21 protein-coding genes and 2 pseudogenes are annotated in these 22,569 nt (G+C 61.9%); 6 read left to right on the forward strand and 17 right to left on the reverse strand.

From position 1 onward, the window contains the following. Window positions 1–58: 58 nt before the first annotated feature. The 9 genes from NIBR502770_RS06570 to NIBR502770_RS06610 form a co-directional block, all read right to left on the reverse strand. A complete protein-coding gene (locus NIBR502770_RS06570; RefSeq protein WP_141181416.1) occupies window positions 59–658 on the reverse strand; it encodes a PAS and ANTAR domain-containing protein in 600 nt (199 codons plus the stop codon). A gap of 706 nt (window positions 659–1,364) precedes the next feature. Beyond that, window positions 1,365–2,189: an Abi family protein gene (locus NIBR502770_RS06575; RefSeq protein ID WP_168223135.1), complete on the reverse strand. Its 825-nt coding sequence runs from the start codon at window positions 2,187–2,189 to the stop codon at window positions 1,365–1,367. A gap of 1,041 nt (window positions 2,190–3,230) precedes the next feature. Then, complete coding sequence (locus NIBR502770_RS06580) at window positions 3,231–3,530, reverse strand: antibiotic biosynthesis monooxygenase (protein ID WP_141181418.1); 300 nt, start codon at window positions 3,528–3,530, stop codon at window positions 3,231–3,233. Next, a complete protein-coding gene (locus tag NIBR502770_RS06585) occupies window positions 3,527–3,985 on the reverse strand; it encodes a cupin domain-containing protein (protein ID WP_141181419.1) in 459 nt (152 codons plus the stop codon). Before NIBR502770_RS06585 ends, NIBR502770_RS06580 begins: the two co-directional genes overlap by 4 nt. Window positions 3,986–3,987: 2 nt before the next feature. Further along, complete coding sequence (locus tag NIBR502770_RS06590; protein WP_141181420.1) at window positions 3,988–5,394, reverse strand: NAD-dependent succinate-semialdehyde dehydrogenase; 1,407 nt, start codon at window positions 5,392–5,394, stop codon at window positions 3,988–3,990. A gap of 27 nt (window positions 5,395–5,421) precedes the next feature. Next, on the reverse strand, window positions 5,422–6,675 hold the full coding sequence (locus NIBR502770_RS06595; protein ID WP_141181421.1) for an SLC13 family permease: 1,254 nt from the start codon (window positions 6,673–6,675) through the stop codon (window positions 5,422–5,424). A gap of 40 nt (window positions 6,676–6,715) precedes the next feature. Continuing rightward, window positions 6,716–7,882, reverse strand: a complete 1,167-nt coding sequence (locus NIBR502770_RS06600) for a lactonase family protein (RefSeq protein WP_141181422.1) — start codon at window positions 7,880–7,882, stop codon at window positions 6,716–6,718. Window positions 7,883–7,898: 16 nt separating this feature from the next. Further along, a complete protein-coding gene (locus NIBR502770_RS06605; protein WP_141181423.1) occupies window positions 7,899–8,099 on the reverse strand; it encodes a hypothetical protein in 201 nt (66 codons plus the stop codon). Then, complete coding sequence (locus NIBR502770_RS06610; protein ID WP_141181424.1) at window positions 8,096–9,181, reverse strand: Ldh family oxidoreductase; 1,086 nt, start codon at window positions 9,179–9,181, stop codon at window positions 8,096–8,098. Before NIBR502770_RS06610 ends, NIBR502770_RS06605 begins: the two co-directional genes overlap by 4 nt. A gap of 108 nt (window positions 9,182–9,289) precedes the next feature. On the opposite strand from NIBR502770_RS06610, the gene NIBR502770_RS06615 reads away from it, so the two are divergent. Next, a complete protein-coding gene (locus NIBR502770_RS06615; RefSeq protein ID WP_141181425.1) occupies window positions 9,290–9,607 on the forward strand; it encodes a putative quinol monooxygenase in 318 nt (105 codons plus the stop codon). Between the two features lie 6 nt (window positions 9,608–9,613). Here NIBR502770_RS06615 and NIBR502770_RS06620 read toward each other — a convergent pair whose 3' ends face one another. After that, on the reverse strand, window positions 9,614–10,333 hold the full coding sequence (locus tag NIBR502770_RS06620) for a GntR family transcriptional regulator (RefSeq protein ID WP_141181426.1): 720 nt from the start codon (window positions 10,331–10,333) through the stop codon (window positions 9,614–9,616). A 119-nt stretch (window positions 10,334–10,452) separates the two neighbouring features. Between NIBR502770_RS06620 and NIBR502770_RS06625 the strand changes: the two genes are divergently transcribed. Then, a complete protein-coding gene (locus NIBR502770_RS06625) occupies window positions 10,453–11,898 on the forward strand; it encodes a CitMHS family transporter (RefSeq protein WP_371416500.1) in 1,446 nt (481 codons plus the stop codon). Window positions 11,899–12,444: 546 nt separating this feature from the next. Here the strand turns inward: NIBR502770_RS06625 and NIBR502770_RS06630 are convergent. The 3 genes and pseudogenes from NIBR502770_RS06630 to NIBR502770_RS06640 form a co-directional block, all read right to left on the reverse strand. Next, window positions 12,445–13,497: a sugar phosphate isomerase/epimerase gene (locus NIBR502770_RS06630; protein WP_141181427.1), complete on the reverse strand. Its 1,053-nt coding sequence runs from the start codon at window positions 13,495–13,497 to the stop codon at window positions 12,445–12,447. Between the two features lie 27 nt (window positions 13,498–13,524). Continuing rightward, entirely contained in the window at window positions 13,525–14,691 is a 1,167-nt protein-coding gene (locus NIBR502770_RS06635) for a Gfo/Idh/MocA family protein (RefSeq protein WP_141181428.1), read from the reverse strand. Between the two features lie 45 nt (window positions 14,692–14,736). After that, window positions 14,737–14,865, reverse strand: a pseudogene (locus tag NIBR502770_RS06640) (gfo/Idh/MocA family oxidoreductase); the annotation flags it as partial. Between NIBR502770_RS06640 and NIBR502770_RS21470 the strand changes: the two are divergent. Then, window positions 14,865–15,113, forward strand: a pseudogene (locus tag NIBR502770_RS21470) (gfo/Idh/MocA family oxidoreductase); the annotation flags it as partial. The pseudogenes NIBR502770_RS06640 and NIBR502770_RS21470 overlap by 1 nt on opposite strands. Before the next feature lie 143 nt (window positions 15,114–15,256). Here NIBR502770_RS21470 and NIBR502770_RS06650 read toward each other — a convergent pair. From NIBR502770_RS06650 to NIBR502770_RS06665, 4 genes are all read right to left on the reverse strand, one after another. Beyond that, window positions 15,257–16,183 (reverse strand): hydroxymethylglutaryl-CoA lyase, encoded by a 927-nt coding sequence (locus tag NIBR502770_RS06650; RefSeq protein WP_141181429.1) that lies wholly within the window; start codon window positions 16,181–16,183, stop codon window positions 15,257–15,259. Then, window positions 16,180–17,424 (reverse strand): CaiB/BaiF CoA-transferase family protein, encoded by a 1,245-nt coding sequence (locus NIBR502770_RS06655; protein ID WP_141181430.1) that lies wholly within the window; start codon window positions 17,422–17,424, stop codon window positions 16,180–16,182. Before NIBR502770_RS06655 ends, NIBR502770_RS06650 begins: the two co-directional genes overlap by 4 nt. Window positions 17,425–17,439: 15 nt before the next feature. Further along, window positions 17,440–17,637 (reverse strand): hypothetical protein, encoded by a 198-nt coding sequence (locus NIBR502770_RS06660; RefSeq protein ID WP_371416515.1) that lies wholly within the window; start codon window positions 17,635–17,637, stop codon window positions 17,440–17,442. Between the two features lie 287 nt (window positions 17,638–17,924). Further along, complete coding sequence (locus tag NIBR502770_RS06665) at window positions 17,925–19,070, reverse strand: Gfo/Idh/MocA family protein (RefSeq protein WP_168223136.1); 1,146 nt, start codon at window positions 19,068–19,070, stop codon at window positions 17,925–17,927. Between the two features lie 288 nt (window positions 19,071–19,358). On the opposite strand from NIBR502770_RS06665, the gene NIBR502770_RS06670 reads away from it, so the two are divergent. Genes NIBR502770_RS06670 through NIBR502770_RS06680 form a run of 3 tightly spaced genes read left to right on the forward strand, consistent with a single transcriptional unit; the run spans window position 19,359 to window position 22,509 of the window. Continuing rightward, window positions 19,359–20,666 (forward strand): ABC transporter substrate-binding protein, encoded by a 1,308-nt coding sequence (locus NIBR502770_RS06670; RefSeq protein WP_246857426.1) that lies wholly within the window; start codon window positions 19,359–19,361, stop codon window positions 20,664–20,666. A 16-nt stretch (window positions 20,667–20,682) separates the two neighbouring features. Continuing rightward, on the forward strand, window positions 20,683–21,630 hold the full coding sequence (locus NIBR502770_RS06675) for a carbohydrate ABC transporter permease (protein WP_141181432.1): 948 nt from the start codon (window positions 20,683–20,685) through the stop codon (window positions 21,628–21,630). Between the two features lie 30 nt (window positions 21,631–21,660). Then, window positions 21,661–22,509, forward strand: coding sequence for a carbohydrate ABC transporter permease (locus NIBR502770_RS06680; protein WP_246857478.1), 849 nt, complete (start codon window positions 21,661–21,663; stop codon window positions 22,507–22,509). Window positions 22,510–22,569 lie beyond the last annotated feature (60 nt).

A 22,569-nucleotide genomic window follows, 5' to 3' on the forward strand; every position in this document is an offset into this window, starting at 1 on the left:
AGAAGGGCTGAGAGTGTGCGCGCCGATCACAACCGATCTCCTGCCCGGTTGCCCTCGGCTAGAGCCCTGGTTCAAGCGGGGTGGTGGGTCTCCCACGGCCCTGTCGCGCTGCTCGCGGGGTCGGCCATTGGCCCAGTACTTCGTGGATGCAGAGCTCCTCGGCCGCCGCCACCAGTTGGGCGGCGAGGATTGCGACTTTGATGTTGGTGTTTTGGCTTTGTTCGGCGAGCCGGTCGAAGGCCTCGCTGGGGCTGACGTTGAAGTAACCCATGATGATGCCTTTGGCTTGTTCGATAATGCCGCGGGTGGCGTAGGCGTTGACAAGGGCCTCCGCGGCGGCACGTCCGCTCTCGACGGCGATCGCGCGGGTCAGGTCGATGGTCAGACCATGAATGGCCGAAACTTTCCCGGTTTCGTCCCGGTCCGCCTCTGCGACGGTCAGGACGCGGTGTTCATGGCCCTTGCTGTCCAAGATCCTGTGAAAGTTCGAACCTTGGCCGCCCTCACGGGTGAGGGTTTGAATGAGTTGGCGTGCCGCGTCCCGGTCCTGCGGGTGCTTGTGGGAGAGAACGAGCTCTACAGTGGGCACGACCTCACCCTTGGTATATCCGTGGATGAGGTACATGCCCTCGGACCACTCAGTCAGGCCGGTACTCATCGACAGCCTGAAGGTCCCGGTAGGGCATCCCTCGCCAGCGGGAAGGGGAAAGCCGTACGACACACGATCCTCGGACAAACGTCATACTCCTTGGCACGATCAGGGCCGCTGGCACGGCCTCCTCACGATACCAACGCCCTGCCCGCCTGCGAATACTCCCGCAACCATTCACGAATTACTTGCCTCCATGGTGCCGGTATTTTGAATATTTCGGCCCGTAGATTCCTGTCAGTTTGACCAGGCACAGCAGCAGAGGAGAAGGTATGGGCAGCCGTTAAGCAGCAGCGGTGTTTTGGCTGGACAACTTCTGCAGCAGCTCGGGAGCCCGCCAGAACTCAGCGGTCCGCGGTGAGCTTCCCGCGCATCGGACTGAAACCTTGTCGGCAGCTAAAAGAAGCCCTTTTCGAAATCTCCCCCGCGCACCCCAAAGCGCCGATAGTGGATATTCCGTCAACCTAAAGGCAGGGATTGACTGTGCTTGCTGACGAGGTCCACACGTAGAACAGCTTTAGCGGGTCGGCTTCCACAGGTCTAAATCAGACCATTCCACGGGAAAGCCCATGCTCAAGTCGGGCGACAGGAGTTCGAAGCCGTCCGGCGCTTGAAGTTTGAGATCGAGCTTTTTTACTTGTGTCTTGAAGGTCAGGTGCCAGTTGGTGCCACTCGTGTGAGATCCGAGCATGTACGCCAAAACGGCCGCGTAAATTTAGAGCCTGCGGTTTGCTTTGGGGGTTCTCGTGAAGCCGGGCTCGAGCAAGTGCTCTAGCAGCGTTCCCGCGGTGTCGTGCTTGCCCAGGGAAAGTGATCTTTTGAAAGCTCGGTTGAAGAGCCGCGATCCGTGTGCACATGCGTTGCGAAAGTCCACCATCATACGCACCACAGCGCCGAAACGGCTGGGGTGGTTAAACCCGAACATCCGGGCCACCTCACGCGCGTCCGGGGTCTGCATGAGTTCATAGAGGAACGGAAGACTTCCGAAGCTCAAAACTTCGGTGACGGCCCAGATGGGCACATCCTGCTCTGGATACTTCAACAGGTGGTGCTTAAGGAAGTCTTCATCCTCCGCAGCGGACGCTACAGCTTCCCTCCACGTCTTAGACCATGCTTCAAACTTCGTTTTCTCACCCGCGGGCCTATCGCAGCTTTGCGGATCAAGAAATTGCTTAGAGGCATGAGCTGCAACGTCCTTCGAAGCCAGCGTGTGGGCGATAGCTGCCCTCAACCGGACTTCGAATTCCAGCAGGCCTTCCTGGCAGATCCGAGCCAGCTTGAAGTCGAATGCTTCTAACTTCATGACGTGCTCAATGCTCGCGTCAGGGATGTAATCGTCCGAGCGGTACTGGTGCAGCCGTTCGTTAATCTGGTCCGCCGGGAGCAGGCGACGGAAGACGTATCTGTACGCGCCGGAGCGGAAGTAGCCAACGCGGGTGAGGAAGTTCAGGGCTGCATCGCGGTCAGGAACGGCGAGGCCACGGTCTTCGAGTTGTTGAAGCAGCTCGTCGCGCTCTTTGAATTCCTTCGTATACTCCACGCTGCACAGTTTGTCGCACAATGAAAATCGCCCCCTTGAGCCGAGGCTCAGAGGGGGGCGATGTCTGATGGATAAAATCTAGCACAATCAACGCGCGTTGCGAGTAAGGTGCGCTCTCCTGGAAGCGAACACTGACCCGCGCGATGGCTAACACCCAGTCCCATGCGTTCCGCGCGCTCAGCGCTCATGCCTCTCCGCGAGAGCCGAAGCCGTAAGAGGGCGCGGCCTGTCGGAGGTCGCCTTACTGCAGAGCCGGCCGAACGGGGGAGCGGGGGAGCGGGCTACTTGCGGCGCCGGTCTGCCGGTCTCCTACGGTAAGCGAATCTCGACTTGACGGTCTGCCGGCGTCAGAATGACTCGAAGTTTTAGTTTTCTTGACACTGGCTCATGACGGTCTCAGATCCAACCCTGACAGTCACAGGCGCAGGAAACCGAGGTTCGGTAGCCCGAGAATCATCGAAATAGCCCTAGGAAACGGGGGCAAAGTGGAACGCGTAGGACGAAAGGGGCGGCGGTGGGACTCGGCGGCTCGGCAGGTGTCTGAGAACCAGCCCGGAGCTGCACCGACAGGTCATTCCTCCCTTGTCAGCACACCCTTGCGTCAGGTTGGGGTGTAGCTCCGTATGACGGTAGGAGGCCAATTCGGAGGTTGAACCACGTCCACCTGACGGCCTCATTTTACGATGATCAATCAACGTCTCACTGGCCAGGAAGGACCGCGTCCAAAACCTGAGAATTGGTCCAGTGCTCCCACTTCGTTCGGCGCATGGCACCGCACTTGAGCGATTGTTCTTCGCTAAGGGCCTGGGCCCTTTCGATTGGCTCTGGAGGGAGTCTCGAGCTACGGCGAGTATTTCCGTAGTAGCAGGGTCCTGCAGTGTGAGGGCGACGGGAGCGGCGAGGTTGTCCCTGAGTATGCCCGAAATTCTTTTGTCAGCCGGAGCAACGAGCGGCCCCAAGCCTTCAGGTCTTGGGGCCGCGGTTGTGGCGAGGATTCCGGAGGACTGGTGTCTTCCGGAATCGTCAGCTTGGCTTATGTGGTTAGAAGCCCACGTAAGCGTGCTGTAGGTGCTTGACGTGGGGTGGGGACGCGAAGTGTGGCCCGACGAGTTCGCGCCATTGCTGGAATTCCGGTGATTCGCGGAATCCAACGGTGTGGTCTTCGAGGGTCGCCCAGCCTACGGTGAGGGTGTATTCGTTGGGGGTTTCGATTGTGCGGTCCAGGCGGAAGCTCAGCGCGCCGGGTGTTTTCTGGAAGTAAGGGACTGCTTGGGCGGCTGCTTCTTCGAAGTCTTTTTCTGAGCCGGGTTTGATGGTGAGGGTGGCGATTTCGTGGATCACTGGGTGGCTCCTTCGGTGACGGGGGGCTGGTTGGCTTGTTCTTCGTCGATCCGGTTCCGGTCGGTGGTGCCGGCCATGGTGCGGGTTGCGTCGATGGAGGCGTAAGTCCAGAAGATTTTCATCTCTTTGGTGTCTGATGCGTTGCGGAAGCGGTGAACGATGTTGGCCGGGACGAAGGTGGTGTCGTAGGTCTCCAGGTGGTGCTCTGTGCCGTCGATGTCGACGTAGGCGGTGCCTTCGATGACGGCTACTGATTCGACGCAGTTGTGTGAGTGGTGTCCGATAGCGGCCCCGGGGGCGAAGGTGGTGATGCCGTTCAGGAACGTTGTGGAGCCCAGGTGGGATCCGACCAGGGGGACGGTGGAGGCGCCGTTGCCGCGGTCTTTTCGTGGCAGCTCCTTGGGGCGAAGTATTACAGCATCCAGGGAGGAGATTGAGGTTGGTATGTAAGTCACGGTTATTCTCCTGTTGTGTCGTTGACGGCGCCTGTTGGGGCGGTAGTGGGGCCGTACCAGACGGTTTTGACGTTGACGAACTCGCGCAGGCCCTGGGGTCCAAGCTCGCGCCCATAGCCGGACTTCTTGATCCCGCCAAAGGGAAGGCGTGCGTCGGAGGCGACCATTCCGTTGACGAATACGGCACCGGCGTCGATGGCGCGGACGAGTTTGTCGGCCCGGGCCAGGTCGGTGGTCCAGAGTGCTGCGCCGAGGCCGAATTCGGTCTGGTTAGCCAGTTCGATGGCCTCGGCAGGGCCGGAGACGCGGATGATCGCTGCGACCGGACCGAAGGTTTCCTCGGTGAAGGCGGCCTGGTCCGCGGTGACGTTGTCGATCACCGTGGGCTCGTAGTAGTAGCCGTCGCCTTCGCCGGGGCGGCCGCCGGTGAGCAGCGTGGCTCCAGCTTCGAGGGTGCGCTGGACCTGGCTGTGAAGGTCGCTGCGGAGGTTGCCGCGGGCCATGGGTCCGATTTGGGTTTCGGGGCTTCTGGGGTCACCGACTGTGAGGGCTTGGACATTGCTCGTGAAGGCCGCGACGAACTCGTCCGCGACGGCGTCTTCGATGATGAACCGCTTGGCGTTGACGCAGCTTTGGCCGGCGTTGGTGAAGCGGGCCTTGACTGCAATCTTTGCCGCTTCTTGCACATCGGCGTCGGCTAGGACGATGAAGGGGTCGGAGCCGCCCAGTTCGAGGACCTGCTTTTTGAGTGCTGCACCGGCTTGGGCGGCGACGATTTGCCCTACTTCGGTGGAGCCGGTCAGGGTCACAGCCGCGATTCGGTCGTCTGCGATGATGGCGGCCACATCGGAGGCCTCGATCAAGAGGGTTTTGACGAGCCCCGCGGGGGCGCCTGCGGCGTTGACGATCTTCTCGACCTCGAGGGCGCAGGCCGGGACGTTGTTGGCGTGTTTGAGGATCGCGCCGTTGCCTGCGGCCAGGGCGGGGGCGAGGAAGCGGAAGAACTGCCAGAACGGGTAGTTCCAGGGCATGATCGCCAGGACGACGCCAAGGGGGTCGTAGACTACGCCGCTGCGGATGGCGTTCGAAGGGATTTCCTCGAAGTCGAGGAAACGGGCGGCGTTTTCGGCATAGTAGTCCAGGGTGACGGCACACTTTTCGATTTCGGCCTGCGCTTCGGTGATGGGCTTGCCCATTTCCTCGGTGATGAGGCCGGCATAGCGGGCGGCATCGGCGCGCAGCACGGATGCGATGGAGCGCAGCAGCTGTGAGCGTTTGGCAGGTTCGGAATTGCGCCACTCGGATTGGGCCTTGGCGGCGTCCGAGAGTGCCGCGTCGACTTCCCGTGACGAGTGGAGGTCGTAGTCGGCGATCTTTTCCCCGGTCGTGGGATTGATGGCGGTGATCATTGGTCTGTTTTCCTTTCGTGAAAGCGTTTAGATACCAATGGCGATGGGGTAGATCGCCATAAGGGCGGGAACGACTGCTGCCGTGACCCCGGTGACGGCGAACATTTTGCGGTAGGCGCGCTGCTGGTCGTGGGCGTTGCCGATGATGAGCGCTCCGCCGATGTGGACGGGGCTGATGGCGACGACGGCGGCGGACATGACGACGGCGACGAGCATGGCGAGCTGCGCCATGGGATCGTGGCCTGCGACGCTGAACCCGATGGGGACCATGATGCCCAGGACGACGAGTGTGGAGGACTCGACGTTGGAGACCGCCGCGGTCAGGTAAGTCAGGACGACGATGAGCAGCAGGGGGCTGCCGATGTGGCTGACGGCGTCCTGGACGCCTCCCAGGGTACCGATCTTTTCCAGCAGGCCCAGGTAGACCACGAGGCCGGAGAGCAGAAGGACGACCGACCACGGCACCTTGGCGATGAGCTCGGATTCCTTCGGGCGGAAGACGAGCTGGAGGACCAGCGCCAGCGAGATTGCGGTGAGGCCGATGTCGAGTTTGAAGCCGACAGCGCCAATAACCATGGCGGCAAGTCCGATAAGTGAGGCGATGGAGTAGGCGTTGAGGGGCGTGCGTTCAATGATGGAGGCGGGGTCGATCTTTTCAGCCGCATTCACTCCGGTGGCCCGCTGGCGGATACCGCCCTTGACGTAGAAAAGGACGGCGCAGAGGACCGCGTGCAGGCCCATGATGATGCCGTAGACCTCCCATGGGGAGTACGTCACGTTGGCCTTTGCCGCGAGGGTCTGGACCAGGGCGCCGGCCGGGCTCAGCGGCGACAGGCCGGCGGCATTCGAACCCCAGACGCAGATGATGGCAAGGACGAGGTAGTTCAGCCGGTAGGCCTTGGCCAGGCGGGCCAGGATTGGCAGCAGCAGGCTGATGGGTGCGGTCGGGAACGCTCCGATCGTGGACAGGGCCGCCCCGGCGAAGAAGCCGATGCAGGGCACGAGCCAGCGGCGGGTGCCGATCGGTCGCAGGGATACACCGATCAGCCAGTTGATGGCTCCGCTGCGTTCAGCATGGGCGAAGAGCAGGGTGACGCCGATGATGAGGATGACGAGGCTGGCGGGGAAGGCGCTGAATGTTTTCGTGGGGTCCTGGGCTGAGATGAGCGCCAGGACCAGGGTGGCTGCGTAGGCGAGGACGCCGACGTTGACTTTTCGCCAGATGGAAAGGGCGAGGATGATCCCGAGGATCACCAGGGAGATGATTTGGATTGCGGGCATGGCCGACCGGACTTCCTTGTACTCGGTGGTGGCTGAGGTCTCAGCCGAGGGGGGATGGGGTGAATACCGTGCAGACAGGGCTTCCGGTCTGCAGGGTGAAGGGTTCTCTCTGCAGTTCGCCGGTGCGGGGGTCCACGGCGAAGGAGATGATGGTGCTGCTGAGCTCGTTGGCTACATACAGCCTGCTGCCGGCGGGGTCCAGGGTCAGGAACCTGGGGCAGTCACCTTCGGTGGGGTACCAGCCGGCGGGGGTCAGTAGCCCGCTGTCAGGGTCCACCCGGTAGTGGGCGACACTGTTGTGTCCCCGGTTGGAGATGTAGACGCTGCTGCCGTCCGTTGTTGCGACGATGCCGGCCGCGGTGGTTACCCCCGAACCTGCCGGCACGGTGGGCAGGGTCTGCATGGGGATCAGGGACCGCACGGCCGTGGCATGGGCGTGATCGGCATCCAGTGCCTGCGTGTAGGCGTAGGTCGTGACGGTGCTGGCCAGTTCATTGACCACATACAGCCGCCTGATGCTTGCGTGGAACACCGCATGGCGTGGCCCTGCGCCGGGCTCTGCGGGCACGGTGTCGGCCAGCCGCAGCCGGCCGTCCTCGTAGTCGATCAAGTGGACGGCGTCGGCTCCCTTGTCGGGGACCACCAGTGTTTTCGAGTGGGGCCCGGGAAGGATCTGATGGGGCTGGGACGGCTTCCCCGCGGTATACGGGGCAAGCTCCAGGACCTGGCGCGGTGCCGGCGCGAGGGATCCGTCATCGCCGATGGAGATGAGGGCGATCGAGCCGCTTGCGTAGTTGGCGACAGCAAGGGTCCGTCCATCCAAAACTGTCAGATGGACGGGGTTGGTGCCGCCGCACGAGACGGTGCCGAGCGCCTCCAGGCGCCCGGTACCTGACTCAACGGCGAATGCGCTGACTTCGCGGTGGTCCCCGTGGACGACGTAAAGGTGCCGGCCGTTTTGGCCCCACGCAAGGAACGAGGGGTTGACCAGGCCGGTCAGATGCTGCACCTGTTCCCACATCGAGGTGGTGCCATCAATGCGGAAAACACTCAGGCCGGTCCCTTCGGCACGGCGTTCGACAGTGGTACGGCAGCCGACATAAGCGAACGTTCCCGTTGACAGCGACACGCCGTCTCCAGTCCGGCTGGCAGGGGCCGGTCCGGAACGTGCGCCGGGGGTCTGCCGCGGTGGTGTGTATGTGCTCATTGGTCTTTCCTGGGGTTCATAGCGGGAGAATGAGGATGCCGTCCCGGTAGTCGAGGGCGCGTCGGCAGTTGCCCTTGCCGACGGTCCAGACGACGTGGGAGTCCTCGGTTTTCGTATCGATCACCGCGGTGAACTCGTCTGATTCCTCGATGACGACAACACCGTCACCTGGTTCTATCCAGGACCAGTCCTGGGCGATGATTTCCGCGGTTTTCATGCGGGCTCCCCGAGCACTGAGGCTGGGTTTATCCCTGATTCTGCCGCGAGCTGCCGCAGGTCGTCGATGGTCTGCAAGGGAAGCACCAAGCTGCCCGCGGCGCGGTTACGTGCGTCGTTTTGGTCCTCGATTTCGCCCGGGTAGTAGATAGCGGTGGCGTCCTGGGCAAGAGGTATGGCTTTGATGTCGGCGATCAACGCAGCCACCCGGGCCTGGAAGTCCTCCGGGGATCCAAGGGTGGCCACGTCAATGGCGAGGAACATGTGTCCGCAGCCGCTGCGCTGGTCCGCGGCGTAGGGTCCGTTGACTCCCTTGCCGGTTTGGCTGCCCGTCAGGGCGCCGGAGAGAACGTCCATCATGAAGGAAATGGCGTATCCCTTGTGGCCGGCCATCGGCAGGATAACTCCGTCGATGGCGGCAGAGGCATCAGTGGTTCGTGCCCCGTCCGGGGTCAGTGCCCAGGAATCGGGGATGTCTTCGCCGCGTTGCCGGGCGAGGTAGATCTTTCCGCGGGCGACGGCCGTGTTGGCGATGTCGACCGCTACAGCCGAATCACCGTACGGGGCAGCGATGGACCAGGGGTTGGTGCCAATCAGCTTCTTCCGCCCGCCCCACGGGGCCATGGCCGGGGAAGCGTTGGTGGTCAGGATCGCCACGCAGCCATCGGCTGCGGCCCGCCGGGTGAAATACATTGCCGTGCCGAAGTGGTTCGAATTGCGAACTCCCACAGCGCCGACGCCGTGGGCCTTGGCGCGGGCAACCGCCTCGGTGCGGGCGCGTTCGGCGATGACTTGCCCGATGCCGTCCTTACCGTCCATCAGTAGCAGCGATCCGGTGTCCACCAACGTTTCGGGCTCCGTCACGGCCGACATGGCACCCTGGCGAATGCGCTCCACGTACCACGGTAGCCGCAGTACGCCATGGGACTGGTGGCCCCATAGATCAGCCTGCACCAGGCTGTCGGCAACCAGGACGGCGTCATCCTGCGGCACGCCGTGGGCACACAATATGTCCATAGCTAGGTCAATCAGGTCTTGGGGCAGGAGAAGATTCCTGCTGGTTTTGGTCTCTGTTTCCGGCATGATGTCCGTCCTTTCAATAACAGGCGGCCCGGTGATTATCGGCACACCACTATGTACACCGTGTTGTATACAATATCATTGCAATCAGCCGAAGAGAAGGAGAAATTGATGTTCAGCCTGTGGGTCACCCTGGAAGTCACCGCCGAGGGACGGGAGGAGTTCCTGGCCGCTATTGCCGAAAATGCACGCGCCTCAGTCCGGGATGAGCTGGGTTGCTACCGCTTTGACGTGATCGAACTTGGCGAGGCTGGATCCAACCGGTTCGCCTTCTACGAGGTGTACCGGGACAAAGATGCCTTCGAGAACGAGCACAAGCAGGCGGGGCACTACTTTACCTACCGGGATATTGCTGCCCGCGTCGTGGTTCCGGGCAGCCAGGTGAATGTGGGTGGCCAGCTGCAGAACACCTTCACCTGGGTCGAGTAGGCAGGCCTAGGAGACCAGGTCGATATTCCCACCCCGGGCCCCGCGCCCGGATGCCATCAATGCCCTGAAGATGGCCTCGTCGACATGGAACAGGTGCTGCCGCAGCGCCACCGCGGCGCTGTCGGCATCACCGGACAAAATCGCCCTGCACATCTGCCGGTGCTCGGCAATAGCCTCCGCAAGCCGGTTCCGGTCTGCGTGGGCTATGCGGCGCAGCCTTGCCGTATGTGGCCGGAGGTCCCGGATGGCCCGGGAAAGGTGATCGTTGGGGGTGGAGGCGATCAGGGCCATGTCAAACGCTTCGGCGAGTTCGCGGAATTCGGCAATGAAGTCTTCCGCGTCGGGCGACTCGGCCAGCTGGGCGAACCGCTGCTCGATGTCTTCAAATTTCGGGCCGATGGCGGCATTTGTCGCAGATTCTTCAGTAACCATGCGGATGGCCGCCGGCTCCAGGACGCGCCTGTAGTCGAAAAGCTCCTGGACACTGCGCAGCGAAATCCTCGCTACTGTCGCTCCGATGCGGGGAGTGATATTGACCAGACCTTCGGCGGCCAGCCGGCGCAGCGCCTCCCGCACCGGGGTTCGAGAAGCGCCCGTATGCTCCACCAGCATGAACTCAGTCAGTGCCTGACCGGGCTCAAAATCGCCGTTCTCAATTTCGGACTTCAGCTGCTGATACACGGCCTCTGTCTTACCCACGGGCCGGACCCCGTCGCGTTCCACCATGCCCTAAGTATAGGTGCAACACTGAACACCGTATTGTGCACCAGATTGTATACATGTAGTGTGTGCTCAATCACTCCCCCTTGTCTTCTCCCCGGGAGCCCATTTCCTAGTAAGGAGCGATGATGCTCGTAGTACTCGGCTTTCTCATGATTGCCGTTTTCATGTACCTGGTTATGGCCAAGAAGGCCACGCCCATTGCGACCCTGATCCTTGTCCCTCTGATCTTTGGCCTGTTTGCAGGGGCCGGGCTTGGGGTCGGTGACATGGTGATCCAGTCCGTGGGCAAACTAGCCCCCACGGCGGCGCTGTTGTTCTTCGCGATCATCTTCTTCGGAACGATGATCGACGTCGGACTCTTCGACCCGCTGATCAAGGCAATCCTGAAATTCGCCGGCAACGACCCGATGAAACTCGTCATCGGAACCGCGCTGCTCACCACCATCGTGTCTCTTGACGGTGACGGCTCCACGACCTTCATCATCGTCACCTCAGCATTCCTGCCGCTGTACTTGCGGCTGGGCATGAGCCCGGTCGTACTGACCGTGGTCGCCGCGATCTCCAACGGCGTCCTGAACACCGTGCCATGGGGAGGCTCGACTTCCCGCGCGGCCGCGGCACTGAACGTCTCGCCGATCGACACCTTCGTCCCGATGATCCCCTCGATCATCGCCGGATTGGCTGCCACCTTGGTCCTGGCCTATTTCCTCGGCCGCAGCGAACGCAAACGCCTCGGAGAGCTGTCCTTGGACGAGGGCCGCGGAGTGCTAGGACTGCGCCACGCCGAGCCGGAAAGTGTCCTGGTCGGGGCAGTAGGCGGAGGGAGCACCCGCGGTACACACGGCGGCTCCGCCGGCCAGGGCAGCGACGAAGGCTCCTCGGTTGTCATTGCAAACGACTTCTCCGCATCCTTCACTGACGACGGCAAATTCATCCAGCGCCCCAACGCACGCCCCAAGCTCATCTGGGTGAACTTCATCCTCACAGTCGCCGTCATGGTCCTGCTGGTTATGGACATCGTCGCCCCTGCCCTGATCTTCATGGTCGCGGTCGGGATTGCCCTGGTCATCAACTTCCCCAAGGTCACCGAACAGTCGGCCCAGATCAAAGCCCACGCCAGCAGCGTCATCTCCGTCGTGGGCATGGTGTTCGCCGCCTCCGTCCTCACAGGCGTCATGAACGGCACCGGCATGATCAAGGAAATGGCCGCCTGGCTGGTCCACATCATCCCGGACTCCATGGGCCCCTTCATGGCAGTTATCGCCGGCATCCTCAGCATCCCGCTGACCTTCATCATGACCAACGACGCCTTCTACTTCGGCGTCCTGCCGATCCTCTCCGAAACCGCAGGCCACTTCGGCATCGAACCGGTCGAAATGGCACGCGCGTCCCTCGTCGGCCAGTCCCTGCACCAGTCCAGCCCCCTCGTCGCTTCCTTCCTTCTCCTCATCGGCCTGGCCAACGTCAACTTGGGAGACCACTTCAAGAAGGTGATCTGGCGCGGACTCATCGTCGCCCTCGTCATGCTCGCCGTCGGCGGACTCCTCGCCGCCTACCCCCTGTTCTAAGAAACCTGCCCACGAGTATCTATACGTGCGCGGTCTGTCGGTCGAGGACAACTCTCCGGCAGGCCGCGCGTTCACATACTCGAACACGGCAGCACCATCCTTGCGGCCGTGCAGACGAACCGGGAACCGCGGTGGAATGAACTTACCCGAACGCTCAAGATGTGCCCTCAGCCAAAGTCGTAGCAGATGCAGGAAAACTCTTGCCAATGCCTGCCCAACTCAAGGGCCAATAATGGATATTCAGTCAACCTGCTGGGCTCGGACAAGCCGCTTCGGTGACTCTGATCCGTCCACACTTGGGGTCAATTCGGGCTATCCACGGCTAAACTTCGGGAGCGTTGGGGTGGCTCCCTGGCAGCAGTAGCGGTGGATAACCCATGGAATTGTCCCCGGGTGTTGGCGGCGGCAACGTGGCTCTCAGTGGAACCAGATCTAAGTCTCTTAGCCAAGCGCCCTGGGTGTGTCAGGTTGGGGTGTACATCAAGCTGATGGGCATCTTGGGGCCGGGTTTACGCAAGGCGGCAGTCGTGGATTCAACTCCCGTTCTTAAGCACTAGCGGGGCCCGAATTGTCAGGGCTTTGGTCACCACGAATTGCCCTCGGGTTGCTGCTGAAGGCGGCGTCGAAGCTGGTTTGGGAGGCGGGGAAGTCGTATTTTTTCAGGGCGGCGAGTGCTTCGGGGGCGCCGTGGAGGCGGTCCATGCCGGCGTCTTCCCATTCGATGCTGATGGGCCCGTTGTAGCCGATGGCGGCGAGGGCGCGGAAGGAGGCTTCCCAGGGGACGTCGCCGCGTCCGGCGGAGACGAAGTCCCAGCCGCGGCGGGGGTCGCCCCAGGGCAGGTGGGAGCCCAGGACGGTGTTGCGGCCGGTCTGGCGGATCTTGGTGTCCTTGCAGTCCACGTGGTAGATCCGGTCCTTGAAGTCCCAGATGAAGGAGACGGGGTCGATGCCTTGCCACATCATGTGGGAGGGGTCCCAGTTCAGGCCGAACGCTTCGCGGTGGCCGATGGCTTCGAGGGTGCGCACGGTGGTCCAGTAGTCGTAGGCGATCTCGGAGGGGTGGACTTCGTGGGCGAAGCGGACGCCGCATTCGTCGAAGACGTCCAGGATGGGGTTCCAGCGGTCGGCGAAGTCCTGGTAGCCGGCGTCGATGACCTTCTCCGGGACGGGCGGGAACATGGCCACGTATTGCCAGATGGCGGAGCCGGTGAACCCGACGACGGTGTCCACGCCGAGTGCTTTGGCGAGCCGGGCGGTGTGTTTCATTTCCTCGGCGGCGCGTTGGCGGACGCCTTCGGGGTCGCCGTCGCCCCAGACCTTGGACCCGACGATGGCTTCGTGGCGGAAGTCGATGGGGTCATCGCAGACGGCCTGGCCCTTGAGGTGGTTGGAGATGGCCCAGACCTTGAGGTTGTACTTCTCCAGGACGGCGAGTTTGGACTCGACGTAGCCGGGTTCGTCCCAGCGCCAGGCGTCCAGGTGGTCCCCGGACACGGCGATTTCCAGGCCGTCGTAGCCCCAGCCGGAGGCGAGCCGGGCGACTTCTTCAAAGGGCAGGTCGGCCCACTGGCCGGTGAACAGGGTAAACGGGCGGGGCATGGTCAGGCTCCTTGGAGGACGGGGGTGCTAGTGGCGGACGACGGTGAGGGTGCTTTTGTTGGCAGCGGATTCCTCCACCGCGTCCAGGACGTACTGGACGTTCAGTCCTTCTTCGAACGACGGCGAGGGCTGGGTTCCGTCCCGGACGGCCAGCAGGAAGTCATGCACCTGGTGGGTGAACGTGTGCTCCCAGCCAATGATGTGGCCCTGCGGCCACCACGCGGCCAGGTACGGGTGCTCGGGTTCGTTGACCAGGATCCGGCGGAAGCCCTGTTCGCGGACCGGGACGGTGGCGTCCAGGAAGCCGAGTTCGTTGAGGTTTTCCAGGTCGAACAGGAGGCTGCCCTTGTCGCCGTAGACCTCGATCTGGAGGGAGTTCTTCCGGCCGGTGGCCACGCGGGAGACCTCCACGGAGGCCACCGCCCCGGAGGTGAGGGCCAGCGTTGCCCAAGCGGCGTCGTCGACCGTGACGTCCTCGATGCCGTTGGTGCCGGGGCGGCGGCCCACGAAGGTGGTGAGCCGGCCGCTGACCTCGGTGACCTGGTCTCCCAGGAGGAACAGGACCTGGTCGATGGCGTGGCTGGCGATGTCCCCGAGCGCGCCGGACCCGGCGGTTTCCTTCCGCAGCCGCCAGGTCATGGGGGCCTGGGCGTCTGCGAGCCAGTCCTGCAGGTACGCGGCGCGGACGTGCCGGACCGTGCCCAGGCGGCCTTCGGCGATGAGTTCCTTCGCCAGGGCCAGCGCCGGGACACGCCGGTAGTTGAATCCGATCATCGACTGGACGCCCTTGGCCCGTGCTTTGGCAGCGGCGGCGGTCATGAGTTCGGCCTCGGCCAGGGTGTTCGCCAGGGGCTTTTCCACCAGGACGTGCTTGCCCGCCGCCAGGGCGGCGACCGCGATTTCCGCGTGCATCCAGCCGGGGGCGCAGATGTCTACGATGTCGATGTCGTCCCGTTCGATCACGGTGCGCCAGTCCGTTGCCGATTCGGCCCACCCGTACCTGGCGGCGGCCTCGGCCACGGCGTCCGCGTCCCGGCCCACGAGGACCTTCTGCTCGAAGGCCGGGACGTCGAAGAAGCTGGCCACATTCCGCCAGGCGTTGGAATGCGCCTTGCCCATGAAGGCGTAACCGATCGCGGCCACCCCCAGGGGACGGGAGGGCGTGGAATCGGAGGGGTGTGCGGGTGTGGTCATGATGCGTTCCTGCGTGCTTCCTGCTGGCTGGACTACGTGCTGGATTTAGAGGGTGGCGGTTTCCGGTGCCCAGTCCTCGGGGAGGGCGGGGGATACCGGGGCCGAGCTTTCGACGTTCACGAATGTGCCCGCATCGATGGACTCGGAGATCGAGACCATGGTGTCCAGCACGTGACAAGGGCGCCCACCGTTTCGACCTCGAGAACCTCAACGAATTCCAGTTCCTGGACGCCATCGCACCCGCATGTGAGCAGGAATTCCGCCGGATCGTGGTCTGCGAACCGGGGCGCCCCTACATGGACGCCTGGTGGCCGCAGGGCCACATCATCGGCTGGGAACACACGTTCACCCACGAAGTCCGCGACCTCCTGCTGGCCATCAGCAGCGGCACCCAGCCCTCGCCGTCGTTCGAGGACGGACTGGCAGGCGGATCTTGTTGGGGCGCTGAGCATCATGGCACCACTCTTCGGATGCCGTTGGCGGTGTGCGAGGAGTGGGTGGATGATGCTGGAGGACGCAAAACGGATAACCCGGTGATCGGTGGGCGCTTGACTTCGACAAGCGGTCAGCTCGATATAACCCACTGGAATGTCGCTGCTTTGGATCGAGCCCCCATCGCTGACTTGGACCTGTTGTCCTCTTGCAGTTCGCTGGTGATTGATTCGCCCAGCCGGACGAGGTCAGCGAAGTTTTCCGGGTTCAGCCAGTCCGGGCGGAGGCCGAAGAGCAGGTCCTCAGTGGACGTATTCCCCGAGGCGCCGGGGGCGAAGGGGCAACCGCCGAGCCCGCCGAGTGCACCGTCAATGGTGGTGGCGCCGGCGTCCAGGGCCGCTATCGCGTTCGCGACCCCCATCCCCCACGTGTCGTGTCCGTGAAAAACCACACCAAGGTCGGGCACGGCAGCTCTCACCTCGCGGATCAGGGCATTCACTTGATCCGGCACGGCGTGCCCCAGGGTGTCGCAGATGACGACATCGCTTACGCCCTCGCCCCGGGGGTCTTCCACGAGCTTCAGTACCCGGTCCGGATCGATGTCACCTTCAAAGGGACACGTGAACGAGGTGGCCAAACACAACTGGAGGGTGGCTCCTGCTTCGCGGGCGTGCTCCAGTGTCTGGGGCAGGGCTGCCATGCTCGCCTCTCTGGACCGGCCTATGTTGGCTTGGTTATGGGCGTCGGAAACGCTGAGGCAGTACTGCATGTTCACGGCCCCCGCGGCAGCGGCCCTTTCAACGTGGCGAGGTGTTGCCACCCAGATCCAGCACTTTTCCAGTTCCTCGGCGGTTAGGACGCTGATGAGCTCCAGGGTATTGGCCATCGACGGTACCAGGTCCGGGCGCGCCATCGAGCCGATTTCAACTGCCGGCACCCCTGCCGCCAGTAACGACCGGACAATGCCCGCTTTGCGTTCAGTTGAGAGCATGCCGCCAGTGAGCTGCAGCCCGTCCCGGAGGGTGACGTCCCGGAGCCGAAAATCATTTGTAGTGTTCATACGGTTTCCCTTTCCATTTTGGCTATGAGCAAGTCGGCCTGGTCCGCCGTTTTTCCCAGTACCTGTTCAAGGACGTCCCTGGTGTTCGCGCCCAGGTCCGGACCGAGGTTCTTGATCGGCAGGGATTTGCCGCCAATGACGGGGATAATCCCGGGAAAAGCCACGTTGCTGATGGTTTCTTCACCGGTTGAAACGTCAAATCTTTGCACCATGTCCCGCGCTGCGTACTGGTCGTCGGACACGATGTCCGCGGCGGTGTAGATGGGGCCTGCGGGCACACCGGCGGAGTCAAGGACGGCAAGGGCTTGCTTAGTGGTGAGGTTTTGGGCCCACTGCCCGATGGCGTGGTCCAGTTCGTCCCGCCGTTCCCACCGGTCTGCGTTTGTCTGCAGCTTCGGGTCATTGCCCAGGTCCGGTCGGCCGATGACGTCCATATAGCGCTTGAAGATAGCGTCACCGTTGCCCGCTACGACGATGCTCCCGTCGGTGCACAGGTACGCGTTCGAGGGGGCGATCCCTTCCATCCTGCCGCCGGTCCGCTGGCGTTTAATTCCAAAGGCCGTATGGTCGGGAATCAGGGACTCAGTGACAGAGAGCATTGCCTCGTTCAGGGCGATGTCCATCATCCGGTGGCTCAGCGGGATCGGGGTTTTCCCGCGCTTGACCTCGCGTTCGAAGAGGGACATAACCGCGCCGAAGGCTGCGTACAGTCCGGCGATGGTGTCGCCGATGGAAACGCCGACCCGGACGGGTGGGCGGTCCGGGTCCCCGACAAGCTCGCGGAACCCCCCGAAGGCCTCGGCGACAGCGGCGAACCCTGGCCGGGACGCCATGGGCCCGGTTTGGCCGAACGCGGAGATCCGGGTCAGGATCAGGTCTGGGTTCGCTTCGTTCAGCACCTCCGGTCCTAATCCCCATTTTTCCAGGGTGCCAGGCCGGAAGTTTTCCAGAACGATATCGGAGGCTGCGGCGAGTTCCAGGACGAGCTGGCGTCCTTCCTCGGTGCGCAGGTCGATCACGACGGATTTCTTGTTCCGGTTGATGGTCCGGTAAAGCATTGAGGTGTCCCCGGCGTAGAGCCGCCAGTTGCGGAGTTCGTCGCCGGTACGGGGGCGTTCAATCTTGATGACTTCCGCCCCGAAGTCGGCCAGCATGCGCCCTGCTGTGGGTGCGGCGATGTAGTTGCCCAGTTCCAGTACGCGGATACCCTGAAGCGGGGAAATGGCGGTGTTGATAGTCATTGCTGGGGTTCCTTCTTAGATGAAAGATGCTGAGGACGAGGGTGAAGCCAGGGCGACGACGGATGCCACGGAGACCTCCAAGGTGCAGCTCTTCAGTGTTCCGCGGGTTGTTTGGCCGAGCGTGGATTGCAGCAGCCAGAACGTGTTGGATGTGACGTGAACAATGAAGAGTGAGCCTGCGCCGGCGGCCAGTGCCAGCAGTACGAGGTTGATTCATGACATTCCTGTCCGGCCCTTAGGTGAGGTACCACTGGGCAAGCGGCGCTAAAGCGTCCCCCGGGTTCGATGTTCCCCGGCAGGGTACGGGCCCGAGATGGCGGCTACTTTTCGCGGAGCTGGCGTTTCGCTCGCCAGTTGGTTTATTGGCCTTGCTGTTCTGAATCAAAGCTCGCCGCCCATCGGTTGCACCGAGCTGTCGTGCTGCTGGCCCCAAAACGGCAGTCCGGACATGGGACTGTCTGCACCTTCAAAGGATGGCGCCCTACGGTGTCCAGCTTGCTCTAGGCGCTTACTCGCGGAGCGGCGGAGACCGGTTCGGGACGGGAGCAGGTGCTGAAAATCGGCCGGTAACCTTCGTGCTCGTCAAGTGTGGAAACGGTGTCAAGCACATCGAGGATGTGGAAGGCTCGGTCGGCGCTGGTTTTATGCGTCCCGCCGCTTAAGGATTCGACGAGATCCAATACCCCAAGGGCGCGGTACGGCCAAGCAGGCTCGGGTGTCGTCCTGGAAATGACGGGTTCGAGAACGGTCACTTCCTCGTTTCGACGGATAATGCGTACAGGTTCATCGAACCGGTTTGCCTTAGGAAGCATCAGCGTGCCCTCTGTGCCGTAGATTTCGAGGTGTGGCAGCTCGGCGTCCCAGATTTCAAAACTGTACATCGCCGTTGCGATCGCGCTGTCAAAGCATAGGACGGCGCTCGTGTGAGTCGGGATGCTGACATCGATGAAGTCAGCAGTGCGGCCGGCGCTGCTGACCGGCAGGCGGGAGCGGACCGTCCGGCTGGCACCCAGAACGCCGCGAACAGGTCCCAGCAGATTGATCAGATGGGCAAGGTGGTAAGGGCCCAGGTCGAGAGCCGGGCCACCGCCAGGTGCGAAGAAGGCTGCGGGATTCGGGTGCCAGGTTTCGGTTCTGGATGAAATGATGAATGATGAGGCCGCAAAAACCTCGCCGATGAGACCGGCGTCGACTGCATAGCGGGCAGTTTGACCCGCCTGGCCAAGATAAGTGTCAGGTGCGCAACCTAGCTTCAATCCACGGGCCGTCGCCAGCTCGATATCGCCTTGGGCGTCTTCGCGGGTGAGGGCGAGAGGCTTTTCCACATAGACGTGCTTGCCGGCATTCAAGGCCGCCCGCGTGAGGGAAGAGTGAGCCGCGGGCGGAGTGATATTGACGACGACGGAGATGTCGCCGTCAGCCAGCAGTTCCTCCGCGGTTCCGGATTTCGGGATGCCCCAACGAGCTGCCGCCTCTCGGGCCCGTAGGGTGTCTAGATCCGCCACCCGTAAGATTTCGACCCGGGGATCCAGCCCGAGGCCGCGGGCGTAGGCGTCAAAGATAACGCCGGTTCCGACGATGCCTATGCCGATCGGTTTCGCACTCTCATTGGTGAGACTACCGGCGGATGTCTTTAGAAATGCCACTGTGTTGGGTCTCCTCGTTGCTTCATGCGCGCCAGAGCGGTGCGCAAGGTCAAGGGGAGAGCGTGAGATGTAGGCAAGATTACGTCCACACAAGAGGGGAATCAAGCTCAGACCCGCGAACTGTATTGATCCATAATAATTCTATTTTTTGATTTATTCAGAGCATTGCCTAACTAATTAGGGCCGATTAGATTCGAATTAGTGGTGCAGAGCGTGAGACCCCGCACTTGAGCTTTTTTACAACGGCGTCGCTTAGCCGATTACCTCAACGGAGAGAAGGTCCTTCTGGTGCTCAAACTCAACTCGTTTTTCCCCAAGCGCCGCGTGCTGGCGTCCATGGCGGTCGCTACCGCCATGGGGATCACCGTCGTCGGCTGCGGCAGCGGTGGCCCGGGACAGCAGTCCGGATCCACAGCTACGATGTGGTCGATTACCTCCGGGGATCAGCCCGTCATCGCGTCCGCTGTGAATTCCTGGAATCGCGAACACCCGGACAAAAAAATTACCGTGGAATTTTTTGCCTCGGACGCCTACAAGTCCAAGATTCGTACAGCCGTCGGTGCTGGTCAGGCCCCTACCCTGATCTTCAACTGGACTGGCGGGGTCCTGGATTCCTATGTTGATGCCGGCGCTGTGGAAGATCTCAGCGGTTTGGTTAGCAAAAAGCCTGAGGTTACCGACCGTTACCTTCCCAGCGTGATGAAGAACGGCGTGATTGACGGCAAGACCTATGCGCTGCCGATGAACAAAATAAATCCCTCGCTGATCTACTACAACAAGGACATCTTTGCCGCAGCGGGAGTCCAGCCTCCCACCACGTGGGACGAACTGGTTGCAGCCGTGCCCAAACTCAAAGCCCAGGGCGTGGCCCCATTCGCTTTAGGTGGCCAGTCCAAGTGGCCGGAACTGATCTGGCTCGAGTACCTCATTGACCGACAGGGAGGCTCCGGTATTTTCGAACGCATCGCTAAGGGCGAGGCGGACGCTTGGTCAAACCCTGCAGTAAAAGATGCACTTACGAAGATCCAGCAGCTCGTTGACGCCGGAGCATTCCAGGAGGGATTCGCTTCAACTGCTTCCAACTCTGGCTCCGAGCTTGCCCTGCTTTACACCGGCAAGGCCGCGATGTCGCTGCAGGTTTCGTCCCAGTACCAGACCATGAAGAAGGGAGCCCCAGACTTCATCGCCGGCGACAAGCTGGGTTACTTTCCCTTCCCGAAGGTCGCAGGCGGCAAGGGTGACCCCTCCTATGTCGTCGGCACACCTTCGAATTTCTTCTCGGTTTCCTCCAAGGCCTCAGATGCCCAGAAGGACATTGCCAAAGAGTTCCTGGCCACCGAGCTCTTCGATGACGAATACGTCGGTGGCATTATCGGAACCGGAGCAGTCCCCCCGTTGAAGGGTGTGGACAGCAAACTCGATTCCGCAGCCGATGCCGACTTCCTCAAGTTCACCTACGGGCTGGCCGAGGACGCCTCCAAGTTTGAACTCTCGTGGGACCAGGCGATAGACCCGGCACTGGCAGATACTCTGCTAAACAACCTCGGAGAGGTCTTCCTTAAGCAGAAGTCCCCCAACAGTTCGTCGACGCTATGAATGCCGCGAGCAAGAAATGAGCATTTCAACAGCTTCCCCAAGGACGCCCTCCGCCCACAAGGCGGGGGGCGCCCCTCCCGGTCGCCGCAAGACCCTTCGGCACGGGCCCTCAGCCTGGCTGACCGCACCGGCGTTGGTCTTCTTCTTCCTCTTCGCCGTCCTGCCCCTTGGCGGCGTGTTCGTCCTAAGCTTCATGCACTGGGACGGTATCGGTCAGATAACCTGGGCCGGCTTCGCGAACTGGGCAAGCGTCCTTACCGACCCTTTAACCGGTAATTCGCTCTGGATTACTCTTAAGGTGATTCTTCTCAGCTGTGCAGTGCAGATCCCCGTCAGTCTGTTGCTCGGCGTCTTCACAGCCGGCCAGCAGCGCTACCGGGCAGTTCTCGCCGTACTTTATTTCATTCCGCTGCTGCTCTCCAACGCTGCCGTGGCAATCATGTTTATGGCGCTCCTTGATCCCAACTTCGGGATGAGCGCTGCAATTCCGATTCCACTACTCTCCCAGGACTGGCTTGGAAATCCGGATCTAGCCCTCGGTGTGGTGATCTTTGTCCTCTCGTGGTCGCACATCCCCTTCCACATACTGGTCTACCAAGGTGGGGCACGGCAGATACCCGCATCGCTGTACGAGGCAGCGCAAATTGATGGCGCCAGTAAAGTACAGCAGTTCTTCGCGATTACGCTTCCGCAGCTGAAGTACACGTTCATCACTTCAACAACGCTCATGGTCGTCGGTACCCTCACGTACTTTGACTTGATCTTCGTACTCACCGGTGGTGGACCGGGAAACGCAACGAGCGTGCTGGCTCTCCGGATGTATCTGGAAGGGTTCCGCGGTAATGACATGGGCGCCGCCAGTGCCCTCGGTGTGATTCTCGCGGTCTTCGGTCTCGCACTTGCCCTGCTGCTCCAACGACTCGGCGGAAAGAATCGTCAGGCAAGCCAAATGGAAGGTGCCTAAATGACACAAAATACTCGGACGCTTCCGTCCATGAAGCAACGGCAGGGGACAGGGAGTACGGGATTTGGGCGGCGAAACATCACTGGCGGTGCCGCCGGATGGGTGTGGCTGGCGATCATCATCATCCCGCTCTACTACGTGGTCATCACCAGCTTCAAAGACCAGCAGGCGTTCTTCGCATCCAACCCGCTCCTGCCTTCCACGAGCCCGACGCTGGACAACTACCAGCTCGTTCTCGAAAACGACTTCCTGCGCTACTTCAGCAACAGCGTCATCGTGACGGTAGGGGCAGTAATCCCCGCCGTCCTCGTTTCCTTCATGGCCGCTTACGCCCTCGTCCGCGGCTCAGGTCGGCTCCTGGGCGGAATCAATCAGCTCCTGCTGCTTGGCCTTGCGATCCCGCTGCAGGCAACCATCATCCCGATCTATTGGGGTATTACACGCCTATACCTCTATGACACGCTTCTGGCGCTAATACTTCCATCAATTGCCTTTGCAGTGCCTGTCTCGGTGCTGATCCTGGCCAACTTCCTGCGTGATGTACCCAATGAGCTTTTCGAGTCGATGAGGCTGGACGGATGTTCTGACTGGTCGATGATGTGGCGGCTGGCGTTCCCGCTGATCCGGCCGGCAATCGCAACTATCGCCGTGTACAACGCATTGAACGTCTGGAACGGATTCCTGTTCCCGCTTATCCTCACGCAAAGCTCAGACAACCGCGTGCTCCCACTCTCGCTCTGGGCGTTCCAGGGCGAGTTCTCCATCAACGCCCCAGCAATCCTCGCGGCTGTGGTGCTCTCCGTGATACCCCTGGTTGTCCTTTACATGATCGGACGCCGCCAACTTGTCGCCGGGCTGACTGCGGGATTCAGCAAGTAAACGACGAAGCCCATAAAGATGGCGGGCCCTGGAAACCAGGGACCCGCCATCTTCGCTGCC

This window comes from Pseudarthrobacter sp. NIBRBAC000502770, assembly GCF_006517815.1.
Lineage (GTDB): Bacteria > Actinomycetota > Actinomycetes > Actinomycetales > Micrococcaceae > Arthrobacter > Arthrobacter niigatensis.

Coding starts and splice junctions, on each gene's coding strand:
- NIBR502770_RS06570 (WP_141181416.1), bottom strand. CDS start 658: ATGAGTACCGGCCTGACTGAGTGGTCCGAGGGCATGTACCTCATCCAC.
- NIBR502770_RS06590 (WP_141181420.1), bottom strand. CDS start 5,394: ATGATCACCGCCATCAATCCCACGACCGGGGAAAAGATCGCCGACTAC.
- NIBR502770_RS06595 (WP_141181421.1), bottom strand. CDS start 6,675: ATGCCCGCAATCCAAATCATCTCCCTGGTGATCCTCGGGATCATCCTC.
- NIBR502770_RS06600 (WP_141181422.1), bottom strand. CDS start 7,882: ATGAGCACATACACACCACCGCGGCAGACCCCCGGCGCACGTTCCGGA.
- NIBR502770_RS06605 (WP_141181423.1), bottom strand. CDS start 8,099: ATGAAAACCGCGGAAATCATCGCCCAGGACTGGTCCTGGATAGAACCA.
- NIBR502770_RS06610 (WP_141181424.1), bottom strand. CDS start 9,181: ATGCCGGAAACAGAGACCAAAACCAGCAGGAATCTTCTCCTGCCCCAA.
- NIBR502770_RS06615 (WP_141181425.1), top strand. CDS start 9,290: ATGTTCAGCCTGTGGGTCACCCTGGAAGTCACCGCCGAGGGACGGGAG.
- NIBR502770_RS06620 (WP_141181426.1), bottom strand. CDS start 10,333: ATGGTGGAACGCGACGGGGTCCGGCCCGTGGGTAAGACAGAGGCCGTG.
- NIBR502770_RS06625 (WP_371416500.1), top strand. CDS start 10,453: ATGATGCTCGTAGTACTCGGCTTTCTCATGATTGCCGTTTTCATGTAC.
- NIBR502770_RS06630 (WP_141181427.1), bottom strand. CDS start 13,497: ATGCCCCGCCCGTTTACCCTGTTCACCGGCCAGTGGGCCGACCTGCCC.
- NIBR502770_RS06635 (WP_141181428.1), bottom strand. CDS start 14,691: ATGACCACACCCGCACACCCCTCCGATTCCACGCCCTCCCGTCCCCTG.
- NIBR502770_RS06650 (WP_141181429.1), bottom strand. CDS start 16,183: ATGAACACTACAAATGATTTTCGGCTCCGGGACGTCACCCTCCGGGAC.
- NIBR502770_RS06655 (WP_141181430.1), bottom strand. CDS start 17,424: ATGACTATCAACACCGCCATTTCCCCGCTTCAGGGTATCCGCGTACTG.
- NIBR502770_RS06675 (WP_141181432.1), top strand. CDS start 20,683: ATGAGCATTTCAACAGCTTCCCCAAGGACGCCCTCCGCCCACAAGGCG.
- NIBR502770_RS06680 (WP_246857478.1), top strand. CDS start 21,661: ATGAAGCAACGGCAGGGGACAGGGAGTACGGGATTTGGGCGGCGAAAC.